Origin of the sequence: Mucilaginibacter sp. SJ, assembly GCF_028993635.1 — a bacterium.
Taxonomy (GTDB): domain Bacteria; phylum Bacteroidota; class Bacteroidia; order Sphingobacteriales; family Sphingobacteriaceae; genus Mucilaginibacter.
Genome location: NZ_CP118631.1, coordinates 2379085 through 2392646, shown reverse-complemented (window position 1 = coordinate 2392646; position 13562 = coordinate 2379085). Strand labels below are relative to the sequence as shown.

9 protein-coding genes are annotated in these 13562 nt (G+C 44.0%); all 9 read left to right on the top strand.

Annotated features, from left to right (window positions below):
- Positions 1 to 15: 15 nt before the first annotated feature.
- A complete protein-coding gene (locus MusilaSJ_RS09620; protein WP_274989764.1) occupies positions 16 to 1413 on the top strand; it encodes a SusD/RagB family nutrient-binding outer membrane lipoprotein in 1398 nt (465 codons plus the stop codon).
- 122 nt (positions 1414 to 1535) lie between these two features.
- Positions 1536 to 2474 carry a dihydrodipicolinate synthase family protein gene (locus MusilaSJ_RS09615; protein ID WP_274989763.1) on the top strand — a complete coding sequence of 313 codons (939 nt, stop codon included), beginning with the start codon at positions 1536 to 1538 and terminating at the stop codon, positions 2472 to 2474.
- A 6-nt stretch (positions 2475 to 2480) separates the two neighbouring features.
- Positions 2481 to 3482 (top strand): 4-hydroxyproline epimerase, encoded by a 1002-nt coding sequence (locus tag MusilaSJ_RS09610; RefSeq protein WP_274989762.1) that lies wholly within the window; start codon positions 2481 to 2483, stop codon positions 3480 to 3482.
- 167 nt (positions 3483 to 3649) lie between these two features.
- The gene (locus MusilaSJ_RS09605; RefSeq protein WP_274989761.1) at positions 3650 to 4894 is read left to right on the top strand and encodes an NAD(P)/FAD-dependent oxidoreductase; all 1245 of its coding nucleotides are present in this window, start codon (positions 3650 to 3652) and stop codon (positions 4892 to 4894) included.
- Positions 4895 to 5321: 427 nt separating this feature from the next.
- Positions 5322 to 6224, top strand: coding sequence for an AraC family transcriptional regulator (locus tag MusilaSJ_RS09600; RefSeq protein WP_274989760.1), 903 nt, complete (start codon positions 5322 to 5324; stop codon positions 6222 to 6224).
- Between the two features lie 39 nt (positions 6225 to 6263).
- Positions 6264 to 8063: a DUF885 family protein gene (locus tag MusilaSJ_RS09595; protein ID WP_274989759.1), complete on the top strand. Its 1800-nt coding sequence runs from the start codon at positions 6264 to 6266 to the stop codon at positions 8061 to 8063.
- Between the two features lie 72 nt (positions 8064 to 8135).
- Positions 8136 to 9569, top strand: a complete 1434-nt coding sequence (locus MusilaSJ_RS09590; RefSeq protein WP_274989758.1) for an APC family permease — start codon at positions 8136 to 8138, stop codon at positions 9567 to 9569.
- Positions 9570 to 9595: 26 nt separating this feature from the next.
- A complete protein-coding gene (locus MusilaSJ_RS09585) occupies positions 9596 to 11818 on the top strand; it encodes a putative Ig domain-containing protein (protein WP_274989757.1) in 2223 nt (740 codons plus the stop codon).
- Between the two features lie 196 nt (positions 11819 to 12014).
- Positions 12015 to 13499: an aldehyde dehydrogenase (NADP(+)) gene (locus MusilaSJ_RS09580; protein WP_274989756.1), complete on the top strand. Its 1485-nt coding sequence runs from the start codon at positions 12015 to 12017 to the stop codon at positions 13497 to 13499.
- The last annotated feature ends 63 nt before the right edge of the window (positions 13500 to 13562 follow it).

The following is a 13562-nucleotide window of genomic DNA, read 5'->3' as shown; positions in this document are numbered from 1 at the left end:
TAATAAGAAATTGTCATGAAAAATAAATATATCACGTTAGTAACATGCGCGTTGGTAAGCTTTACGGGCTGTAAAAAGTACATTGATGTAAACCACGATCCTAACAGGCCAATAGATGTTAAAGAATCTTTGATCCTTGCTCCGGTTGAAGCTGCCATATCACAAAACATTACCGCCGCGGGTGGTGGTAATCTTGCTGTAGTATTGCAACAATATTTACAGGTAATTGCCCTGAACCAGGTGCCGCCAAATTTTGGCACCTACCTTATGTACCACCAGGATATGGATGGCGATTGGTATAATTTTTACACGCAGGTAATGAATAATTTGGTTTTACTCAACAAAAAAGCCGAGGCCGATGGCAATGCCAATTATGCCGGTATATCCAAAATATTGCTTGCCTATACGCTGGGTTCGGCGACAGATGCCTGGGGAGATGTCCCGTTTTCAAAAGGTTTTGAAGGAACAAGTAACCTTACTCCAACTTATGATAGCCAGGAATCTGTTTACACACAAATTCAAACCCTGCTTGATAACGCTATTGCCGATATTGCCAAAAATAGCACCACGGTGCCATCGGGCGATGATTTCTATTATACCGGTGATATGGGCAAATGGAAAAAGGCGGCTTATACGCTAAAGGCACGTTATTACATGCACCTTACTAAAGCACCCGGTCATACGGCAGCAGCACAGGCACAGTTGGCACTCACCGCCCTTCAAAATGGCATGGCAAATAATGACGATGATATGAAGATGCCTTTCGCCGGCGGGGCCGGAGCCGAAAACCCATGGCAGCAAAACTTTTTGCCTGGTTCAACGCTGGTATTGGCATCAACATTTGTTGACGGTTTTGAAGCCAGGAAAGACCCGCGCAAATCAAAAATGGTAGCGCCTGCAATTGAAACCGGGTTGTATACCGGACGGGTGATCGGCTCGGACGACATTGGCAGTTTAGAGGCCTACTCATTAGGTGGCTCTTTTTATGCAAGTACGAGCTCAAATAACTATATTGTTACTTATTCAGAGGCGCTATTTTTAAAAGCCGAAGCTACGTTTATAATATCCGGGGCTACTGCTGCACAGCCGGTTTATACGTTGGCTGTTAAATCGCACATGTCAAAGCTGGGTATCACTGATGCCGTTGCGGATAGTTACTTAAATTCAAGGGGAACACTTACCAGTGCCAATGCCATGAAGCTCATTATCGAGGAAAAGGTTGTAGCGAACTTCCTGTCAATGGAGAATTATACCGACTGGAGGCGTACAGGCTATCCGGCCTTAACCAAGGTTAAGAACGCCTTGTCGGATATTCCGCGCAGGGTGTTGTATCCGCAGTCGGAAATGACTGCAAACCCGCAGCCGCAGCAAAGCGCTAAGCTTACCGACAGGGTTTGGTGGGATGCGCAATAAGCATTATTTAGCAGGCAATAGGCATGTGTTTGGCATTATTGGTTAAAATACGGTTAGTGTCTGCTAAATTGTTAAATAAACTTATTTAATACTATTTTTAGTTTTGTGAAAAATATTATACAATGATAACTTTTGATTGGAAAGGCGTACTCCCTGCAGTAACTACAAAATTTACAGATAATGACGAACTTGATTTTGAAGCTTTTGATATAAACCTGAACGCCCAGCTTGAGGCCGGTGTTGACGGATTTATATTAGGCGGCTCATTAGGCGAAGCAAGCGTTTTAAGCGATGATGAAAAATTCGCGCTGCTTACCCATACTGTTGAGTTTGTAAAAGGAAAAGTACCTGTTATACTGAACATTGCCGAGCAAACTACCAAAGCGGCTGTTGCATATGCACAAAAAGCGTTTGATAAAGGTGCGGATGGCCTGATGTTATTGCCGCCAATGCGTTATAATAGTGAAGCCCGCGAAACGGTGGCTTACCTTACTACTATTGCAAAAAGTACCGAATTGCCAATCATGATCTATAACAATCCTGTTGATTACAAAGTTGAGGTTACTTTAGATATGTTTGAACAGCTTGCTGCTTACGATAATATCCAGGCGGTAAAAGAATCGACCCGCGATGTATCAAACGTTACCCGTATGATTAACCGTTTTGGCGAAAGGTTCAAGATCTTTACCGGTGTTGATCCGTTGGCTATGGAAAGCCTTGTTATGGGTGCCGATGGCTGGGTTGCCGGTTTAGTTGACGCTTTCCCTAAAGAAACTGTTGCTATTTACCGTTTGGTTAAAGCAAAACGCTATGATGAGGCTTTGGCCATTTACCGTTGGTTTTTACCGGTGCTTGAACTGGATATCCACCCTAAACTGGTACAATACATTAAACTGGCCGAAGTTGCAACCGGTATTGGTACCGAAAATGTACGTGCGCCACGTTTACCATTAATTGGTGCAGAGCGTGAAAAAGTTCAGAAAATTATAAATGACGCACTTGCTGCAAGGCCCGAATTGCCTGTTGGAAGCTGGGGTAAATTAACAGAAGTAGCGTTATAATAACATATGGCAAGTAAAACTTTCTTTTGTGTTGATGCCCATACCTGCGGCAATCCCGTTAGGCTGGTGGCCGGTGGTGGCCCCACGCTTAAAGGCGATAACATGAGCCAGAAACGTCAGCACTTTTTAAAGGAGTACGACTGGATCAGGACCGGCCTGATGTTTGAACCACGCGGTCATGATATGATGTCGGGAAGTATCCTGTATCCACCACATGACCCGGAAAACGATGTTGCTGTTTTGTTTATCGAAACCAGCGGTTGTTTACCCATGTGCGGTCACGGAACTATCGGCACTATAACTATAGCTATTGAAGAAGGGTTGATCCAGCCTAAAACTCCGGGTATTGTACGCATGGAAGCACCTGCCGGTCTTGTGCTTATTGAGTACAAGCAGGAGGGTAAAAAGGTAACTTCGGTAAAACTCAGAAATGTTGCCGCATATCTTGCCGCGACTGATTTAGAAGTTGAATGCCCTGATTTAGGTACGCTTACCATTGATGTATCATACGGCGGTAACTACTATGCCATTGTTGATCCTCAGCCTAACTTTAAAGGCATCGAGCATTATACAGCAGGTCAGCTGATAGCCTGGAGCCAGGTGTTGCGCAAACGTATTAACGAAAAGTACCAGTTTGTTCATCCGCAGGATCCTACCATAAATACCTGTACACATATCCTTTGGGCAGGTGCCACATTATCTGAAGATGCTACCGCCCGTAATGCAGTGTTTTACGGTGATAAAGCTATCGACAGGTCGCCTTGTGGAACCGGTACTTCGGCCCGTATGGCGCAGTGGTTTGCCAAAGGTAAATTGAAGGTGGGTGAGCCTTTTATTCATGAAAGTATCATCGGCAGTAAATTTATTGGCAAAGTTGAAGACGTGGTTAAGATCAATGATATTGATGCCATTATACCAAGTGTAGAAGGCTGGGCCAAAGTATATGGCTACAACACCATCAAGATAGATGATGATGACCCTTATGCTCACGGGTTTCAGGTGATCTAATATATTACCAAACGTCATTGCGAGGAACGAAGCAATCCCAAACTATACAGGGCGAACCTGCTAATCAGGGATTGTTTCGTTCCTTATAATGACGTTCTCATTTAACAGATTTAAAAATATTAACAAGCTTTCGGCTTTCCGCCTTAAGCTTTCAGCTTAAAATAAAAATGGCAAAGGTGCTGATAATAGGAGGTGGGATAGTAGGGCTTAGCTCGGCTTATTACTTACAAAAGGCCGGACATGAGGTTACTGTGCTGGATAAGGGCGATATGACCGACAGCTGCTCGTATGGTAATGCGGGCATGATAGTACCGAGCCATTTTATCCCGCTGGCAACGCCGGGGATGGTTTCGCAGGGGATTAAGTGGATGTTTAACAGTAAAAGCCCGTTCTATGTAAAACCATCCTTAAATCCGGAACTGATTTCATGGGGATTGAAATTTTTAAAGAAAGCGAATGCCGCGCATGTTGAAAAATCGGCAGCTCCGTTAACGGAACTTTCCCTGCTTAGCAAAAAGCTTTACGAAGATCTGAGCAAAGAGCCCGGTTTTGACTTTGACCTGGTTGAAAAAGGCATCCTGATGTTTTATAAAACCGAAAAAGCCGGCGAGGAAGAAGCGCATATAGCCGAAAAGGGCAGAGAATTAGGTTTGGATATGGCTGTGCTTAGTGTTGATGATTGTAAAAAGCTGCAGCCAAAGCTTGAGCTTGATGTGTTGGGTGCGGTACATTACCGTTGCGATGCGCACCTTTCGCCCAATAAATTGATGGCGGCTTTGATCAAATATTTGAAATCGGTTGGCATAAACTTACTTACCAATAAAGAAGTTACTAAAATTGAAAGCAAAAGCGCTAAGGTGATCCGGGTATTGTCCGGTAATGAGGAATTTACTGCTGATGAGTACATTATTGCAGGCGGCTCATGGTCGCCGGCTATTGGCAGGTTGTTAGGTTTAAAGATCTTGCTGATGCCGGGCAAAGGCTATTCTTTCAATGTAAAAGATAATAATGAAACCATGCATATCCCGGCATTGTTAGCCGAAGCAAGGGTTGCCATCACCCCAATGAATGGCGGTTTACGTTATGGTGGTACCATGGAACTTGACAAGATTAACGACCGTATCAACATGAACCGTGTGAAAGGCATAGTTGAATCAGTGCCCAAATACTTTCCGGGTTTAAAACCTGCTGTTCCTGAACAAAAGGATATCTGGTTTGGTTTCCGTCCTTCATCTGCCGATGGATTGCCTTATATCGGCAGGAGCAAACAATACAGCAACCTTACTGTTGCAACTGGTCATGGCATGATGGGCTTAAGTCTTGGCGCCGCAACCGGTTTATTGGCAAGTGAAATCATATCAGGCAAGCCAACTACTATCGATATTAAAGAATTTGCCCCTGAAAGATCTTAATTTAAACAATTGATTACCCTTCCGGCATGCCGGAAAACGGAACCGTTCATTCACCCCTGATGAACGGTTTTTTTATGTTAACAGGAGTGCGTTTTATTACCTGTATCATAAAAAATAGGTGAAAAAGTGGGCTTTCTGCGCAAAATTCATGGTTAGTGTAAAATGTACAATAGTTGTATTCTGTACAATTAAAAATATTTTATTCGGTCAAATAGTGGCTGTAGTGCCTAAAATTTTGATTTTAATTGTTTGTATAACATTTAATTTACTTTCTATTTGTTGGATAAAGATGGGTTTTTCGGTCAATTTTGGCACCTGCATCAACCGTAAATTATCAAATATTGCCCGTATTTTATCCTTTTATCTGGATTTGTTGGTAAATTAAGTTAAGTAATTGTAAATTCAACAAGTGATAATCAAGTAGCAGATGAAAGTTTTACAATTTACTATCCCGGTTCCGCACGATAAAAGTGTGATAGCAGAAAAGGTTAGCTTGCCTTACCATTACCCCTACCTGCACCGTCACAAAGAAATTCAGCTCACCTGGATCCAGCAGGGCGAGGGTACTTTGATTGCCGGAAATAACATGCATGATTACTCTGCAGGCGATTTGTTTTTAATTGGTGCTAACCTGCCGCACGTGTTTAAAAGTAACCCCGAATACTTTGCGCCCAATGCCAATAAACAAATAGAAGCACTTACCATATTTTTTAATCCCGAAGGTGCGCTGGCACCGCTGTTTAATTTACCTGAGCTAAAACCCAGCCTCATATTTATGCAGCAGCATCAACAGGGTTTTAAATTACCGCATTCTGTTGTTGACAAAGTATCGCAGATCATGATCGCCCTGCAAAAGGCATCCGGTCCTGATCAGCTTATCCAGTTTTTTCATCTGCTTAAAGGGCTTACCAATATCAAAAGTAAATTGGATCCTTTATCAACCTACGGCAATTTGCCGGGCATAACCGAAAACGAAGGGATTAGGATTGGGAATATCTATAACTACATTATGCAGCATTATAGCGAGCCTATCACACTTGAGGATGTTGCTAAGGTGGCCTACATGACGCCGGAGTCGTTTTGCAGATATTTCAAAAAGCATACCGGTCATACTTTTATTTCGTTCCTGAACGAGATCAGGATCAATGAGGCTTGCAAAAAATTGATCGCCCATAAATTTGAAAGCATTAACACCGTGGCTTACAAGTGCGGCTTCAAAAGTATTACCAACTTTAACCGGGTGTTCAAATGTGTAATTGGCAACTCGCCACGAGGCTATCTCGACTCATACAATAACAATCTTATCAGTCTTAGCAGGGCTGCCAGCTAATATAACAGCTTTAATTTTTTACCTCAAACCACATTTATCGTGCTAATTAATACTAAAACAACCATAAAAGGTTTGGCTCTTTATGCCCTTACTATTGGTACCCTAACCGTTAAAGCGCAGACCGCCCCTGCCGGCAATTTGTATGAGCAAAGCAGCGAAGTAGCCGGTACCATTATCAGGTACGGGCAGGATATGAATGCTATTCATGATTTTTATTCACCGTATAATGTTAATGATCGTGCCGAAGAACAATACAAACAGGATGTGCTTAACTCGCCCGAACAACGTAAAAGGTTAATGGAGGTTGATAATGATTATCTGAAACAACTGGAGCAAACCGATTTTAACGCCCTGAGCATTTATGGCAAGGTTGATTATATCCTGCTGAAAAAGCGGATCAACTTTGATCTGAAAGATCTGAAGAAAGAAGATGGTCTGTACAGTCAGGCTGCTAAATACATTTCATTTGCCGATGAGATTTACGCGCTTGAACAAAAACGCCGCCGCGGAACATTTGTTGATGGCGAAAAAGTTGCTGGCGATCTGAACAAGATCTTAAAAGAACTTAAAGCAGATACCACAGCGTATCGTAAACTTCCATCTGTGGATATGCCCGTAGCTAAGGTAACCAAAGCTGCTTTATTGGGTTTAAAAGGCCGTTTAAAGGATTTTTTTGGTTTCTATAATAAATACGATCCATCATTTACCTGGTGGGTGCCTGAACCTTATAAAGCCGTTGACAATGCGCTGGAAAGGTACAGCGAACTGGCCATCAGCAAAGGAAAGCTGAACACCAGTCAAAAAAGCGATAGCAGCGGTATCAAAGGCGTGCCGATAGGAAGGGAAGAGTTGATCAACCAGTTACAGGCCGAGATGATCCCTTATACACCCGAGGAACTTATAAAGCTTGCTAACAAAGAGTTTGCCTGGTGCGATAAGGAAATGCTGAAAGCGTCGCAGGAAATGGGTTTTGGCAGCGATTGGAAAAAAGCACTCGAAAAAGTAAAGAACAGCTACGTACCTGTAGGCCATCAGCCCGAGTTAATCGTTAAACTATATAATGATGCATTAAGCTTCATCAAAGAGCGCGATTTGATCACGATACCGCCATTGGCCGAGGAGACCTGGGGCATGGTGATGATGTCGCCGCAAAGGCAGTTGGTTAACCCGTTTTTTACCGGTGGCAAGGAGATCAGCATCTCATACCCAACCAATACCATGCAGTACGACGACCGACTGATGAGCATGCGCGGTAACAACCCTTATTTTTCAAGAGGTACGGTGCAGCATGAACTGATCCCCGGTCATAATCTGCAGTATTTTATGAACAGCCGTTACAAAGCTTATCGTCAGGATTTCGGTACCCCATTCGCTGTTGAAGGCTGGGCTTTATACTGGGAACTATTATTATATGATAAAGGCTTTGCTAAAACCCCTGAAGAACGTGTAGGCATGCTGTTTTGGCGCATGCACCGTTGTGCGCGGATCATATTTTCACTTAACTATCATTTAGGTAACTGGACACCTCAGCAATGCATCGACTTTTTAGTTGATCGTGTAGGACATGAAAAGGCCAATGCCGAGGGTGAAGTACGGCGCTCGTTTGAGGGAGGCTATAGTCCACTTTACCAGGTAGCATACCTGTTAGGTGGTTTGCAGTTGACAGAATTGAGAAAAGAACTGGTTGACAGTGGAAAAATGACCTATAAGCAATTCCACGATGCTGCCATTAAAGAAAACCTGATCCCTGTTGAGATGCTTCGGGCAACATTAACCAATCAAGCATTAACCAAAGATTTTACAACAAGCTGGAAGTTTTACGATTTCGGAGCTAAATAATCACAAAAACTATTAATAAGGCTATCCGCTTTAAGCCTTGTGCCTTCAGCTTTAAGCTTTTATATAAAACATATGGAGAACAGCACTTCTTTTAAGCCTTCGTTGCGGTTAATGGATGCCACCATGCTGGTGGCGGGCAGCATGATTGGCTCTGGTATTTTTATTGTTAGCGCGGATATTACCCGCAATGTGGGCAGCGCAGGCTGGCTGCTATTTGTGTGGCTTATCACCGGTTTCATGACCCTTACCGCAGCTTTAAGTTATGGCGAATTGAGCGCCATGTTTCCAAGAGCAGGGGGCCAGTATGTTTACCTGAAGGAAGCTTACAGCCCATTAGTTGGCTTTTTATACGGATGGAGCTTTTTTACAGTAATACAAACGGCTACCATAGCGGCCGTGGGCGTGGCCTTCGCCAAGTTTACGGCCTACCTGATCCCTCAATTGAGTGAAAGTTTGGTTGCTGTAGATCTGGGCTTCGTTACCGTATCTCCGGCTCAGCTGCTTTCAATCCTGGTGATCGTATTTTTAACTTATATCAATACCCGCGGGGTAAACAGCGGCAAAATTGTGCAAACTATTTTTACCATGGCCAAACTGCTGAGTTTGCTGGGTTTAATTGTGTTTGGTCTGTTTTCTTTAAAAGCTTCCGTATGGAATGAGAACTGGAAAAATGCCTGGAGCATGCATAGCCTCAGTGCTAATGGTTCCATTGCTTCGTACACCACCATTGCTGCCCTGGGCGCAATAGCATCAGCCATGGTTGGCTCCATATTCAGCAGCGATTCCTGGAATAACGTAACTTTTATTGCGGGCGAGATAAAAAATCCGAAAAGGAATATCGGGTTAAGTTTAGCGCTTGGTACGTTGATTGTGACAGTGATCTATATTTTAACCAATGTGATGTATACAGGCGTGCTTTCCCTGCATGACATTGCCAGTGCCGATAAGGACAGGGTGGGCGTAGTTGCTTCGCAGCACATTTTTGGTAGTTCGGGTACGGTGATTATTGCGTTGCTTATCATGGTATCAACCTTTGGTTGTAATAACGGGCTTATCATGTCGGGAGCAAGGGTTTATTACTCTATGGCTAAAGACAGGCTCTTCTTTAAAAAAGTAGGTACGCTGAATAAAAACTCAGTGCCGGGTTTTGGTTTGTGGTTGCAGTGTGTTTTTGCCTGCCTGTGGAGCCTGAGCGGTAAGTACGGCGATCTCCTGGATATGATCTCATTTGTGGTGGTGGTTTTTTACGTTCTTACCATCATCGGAATTTTTATCCTCCGCAAAAAAATGCCTGATGCCGAGCGGCCTTACAAAGCTTTCGGCTACCCGGTACTGCCGGTTATTTATATCATTATGGGCATTGCTTTTTGCCTGTTGCTCATCAAATATAAGCCTGCTTATACTTACCCTGGCTTAATTATTACTTTAACAGGCATCCCGGTATATTACCTGATAGGCGGCAGCAAACAACGTAAGGCTGCTGAACTCCCGGTCGAAAGTTTATAGACCGGGGACATTCACTAAATCAATTCATGAAAAAGATCTTATCGCTGCTGTGGCTTTTAACTATCGCCATAGCAGCTTTCGCTCAAAACGGAAATTTTATTAAGCTGAGCACTGCAAAGTTCTCTACCGGGAATGATGTCGCCTGGAAAGAAGCCGGCTTCAACGATGCCAATTGGAAAAATATTAAAGTTGGCGATGTATGGCAGGAGCAGGGCTACCCGGACTATCACGGCTTTGCCTGGTATCGCATCCATGTGGTTATCCCATCTTCATTAAAAAAGCAGGCAGTTTGGGGAGATAGTTTGCGGGTGTTTCTTGCGCATGTTAATGATGTTGATGAAACTTATTTTAACGGCAAATTGATTGGTAAAACGGGCGCTTTTCCCGAAGATAAGGGCGGTTATGTGAGCAAGTGGCCTGCTGTGCGTAATTATTGCGTAGCGGCAAATGATCCGGCTATTAAGTGGGATGCGGAAAATATCATAGCCATAAAAGTTTACGATGGCGGCGGCTCGGGCGGTATTTTTATGGGAAGCCCTTATATTGACATACTGGAGAAATTTGACGGTATTGTTTTCACCCAAACAGACATCAGCTTTTTACCCAACGCGAAGTCTGTTCGGAAATTAACTGTAGGGAATAGCTTTAAAACCAATATCACTGGTAAGTTTCATTACAGGATAGTTGACGAAGTGACCGAAAAGACAATCGCCGAAAAAACAATCGCTGCTAACCTTCCATCCCTGGGCAAAGAAACTTATACGCTTACCTTCCCGCACCGCGAAGGTATCAAACTGCTTTACGAGTTTACCGAAACAGCATCCGGCAAGACCAAAACCTTTGCCGAAATAGCGCCGTATTTGCTTACTCCTAAAGCATCTTTAAAGCCAATGATTAATAGCGCTTCGGTTTTAGGCGTTCATCCCGGTTCACCCGTACTTCACAAAATTGCTGCAAGCGGGCAAAATCCGTTAACATATACAGTTAGGAATCTGCCGCAAGGTTTAGCGCTTGATAGTAAAACAGGGATTATAACCGGGGTAGCACCTCAAGCAGGAAATTATAAAGTATCTGTTTCGGTAAGCAACAATTTAGGAAAAAGCGAACGAACCTTTACTATTAAATCGAGCAAATTATTAGCACTTACCCCACCCATGGGCTGGAACAGCTGGAATTGCTGGGGATTAAATGTAAGTGATGAAAAGGTAAGGCTTTCGGCTAAAGCTATGGTTGATAAGGGGCTTGCTGAATACGGGTGGAACTCGATCAACGTTGACGATGGTTGGCAGGCTCCTGAAAGAAAACAGGACGGAGAAATAGCCGCAAACGAAAAGTTTCCGGATATGAAAGCCCTTGGTGCGCACCTGCATCAACAGGGATTAAAATTTGGCATTTATTCATCGCCGGGAGCTAAAACTTGTGGCGGATACCTGGGCTCGTTAGGGCATGAAGGGCAGGATGCTGCCACCTACTTTAACTGGGGCGTAGATTATCTAAAATACGACCTGTGCAGCTACTCCGACCAAACAGCGGGAGATACAACGCTTTTCGCCCAGCAAAAGCCATACATGGTCATGCGCGATGAACTGTCAAAACAACCACGGGATATTATTTACAGCATTTGCCAGTACGGTATCAAAGACGTTTGGAAATGGGGCGCGCAACTGAACGGTAACCTATGGCGTACAACCGAGGATATTACCGATACATGGGAAAGCCTTTACGGCATCGGCTTTAGCCAAACCAATAATGCAGCCTATGCGGGGCCTGGAGGCTGGAACGACCCGGATATGCTTATTTTAGGCAGGGTAGGCTGGGGCGAAAACCTGCACCAAACCAATCTGACACCTTATGAGCAGTATACCCACATGAGCCTGTGGAGCCTTTTATCGGCACCGCTGCTTATTGGTTGTGATATGGATAAGCTTGATGATTTTACCCTCAACCTGTTAAAAAACCGTGAAGTAATTGCGATTGATCAGGATGTAGCAGGCAAGCAGGCCGAGCGGATGATCAATGATAAGCAAATCCAGGTTTGGGTTAAACAGCTGGCAGATGGCAGCAAAGCGATAGGCATTTTTAATCTTGGTGAAAAATATGCAAAGTATGATCTGCAGTTTAAAAGTATAAAACTGAGTAAGGCCAAAACAGTACGTGATATCTGGCAGCAAAAAGATCTCGCAAAAAATGCCTCTTCAGTTTCGTGTAACATCCCGCCGCATGGTGTAAGGTTTTATAAACTGATGTAAACAAGACTGTTGTTTGCCTGTTGAATACCGGATAGCTTGACCGTTTTTTAATCTGTTTTAAGATTGTGCTGTTTAAATAAGATAAAATCCTGCTATAACTGGTTAGGAATCTTCAGTGCGTATCATAAAAGGTTAAATATATTTGCTCTTGCATATTAATGGCGTAAGCCGTTCATTTTTTATCAAAATATCTGCTATGGCTAACAACTTTAAAGAGGAAAGCGTTGAAGAAATAAATATCATTATGCAGCAATCGCAAAGCGCGTTTGGGGCTTATCAAAAAACAAGTGCCGAACAAAAGGCCCTGTTTTTAGAAGCTATTGCTGATGAAATAGAAGCAACAGGTGATGCCCTGCTGCAAAAAGCATCCGAAGAAACTAATCTTCCGTTGCCACGTTTAACCGGCGAGCGCGCCCGTACCACAGGTCAGCTGCGCATGTTTGCAGGAATGCTGCGCGAGGGAAGCTGGGTTGAGGCCAGTATTGATACCGCCCTGCCCAACAGGCAGCCATTACCTCGCCCGGATCTCCGAAAAATGCTTGTCCCCGTGGGACCAGTTGTTGTTTTTGGCGCAAGTAATTTCCCATTCGCGTATTCAACCGCTGGTGGCGATACGGCAAGCGCGTTGGGTGCGGGTTGTTCTGTAGTGGTAAAAGCTCACCCAGCCCACGCCGAAACTTCTGAAATGGTTTACCAGGCTATTAAAAAAGCTATTGTAAGCAGTAATATGCCAGAGCATGTTTTTCAACATGTACACGGTACCTCGTTTGAAAGCGGCAAAGCTTTGGTGCAGGCGGATGATACCGCTGCTGTTGGCTTTACCGGTTCAACCGTTGGTGGTTTGGCTTTGCTGCAATATTCATCGGAACGCAAAAAGCCTATCCCGGTATTTTCAGAAATGGGCAGTATTAACCCGGTTATATTTTTGCCGGATACTTTAAATAAAAACGCTGCCGATTTGGCTGCGCAATATGCCGGCTCCATTACTTTGGGTGTTGGTCAGTTTTGTACCAATCCGGGCTTGATGCTGGCTGTAGAAGGTGAGGGCCTTGATAATTTCTATAAGCTGTTGGGCAATGGCATTGAAGGCATTAAACCAGCCAAAATGTTGCATGCCGGTATCCATTCGGCTTACGAAAAAAAGAGCCATGCGGCTTTGGAGCAAAGTGGCGTAAGCAACATAGTTAAATCAGCCACAGAGGCTATTGACATCGAGGCACAGCCAACCATCGCCCTGGTAAGCGCCGAAACTTTCCTTGAAAATCATTTATTGCATGAAGAGGTGTTTGGCCCATATTCATTAATGGTAGCTTGTAAAGACGAACAGGAACTGATCAAAGTTTTAAAATCGGTATCGGGACAACTCACTACTACGGTAATGGGTACCGACGAGGATTTTGCAGGCCATCCAAATTTATTACAATTATTGCCTTCAATTGCAGGCAGGGTACTGTTTAACGGTGTACCAACAGGTGTTGAGGTTTGCGCAAGCATGGTGCATGGCGGTCCGTTCCCGGCCACTACCGATAGCCGTTTTACAGCGGTAGGTATCAATGCAGCTAAGCGATGGGTACGCCCGGTTTGCTACCAAAACTGCCCGGATGCTTTGTTGCCTTTAGCTTTACAACAGGCCAACCCAACAAATATCTGGCGTTTGTTTGATGGCGAATGGAAGAAATAGTGAGCCGTTAATCATCATCAGATAATCAAATTTAAGTTATACTTGCACATGCCGGTTCCTCAA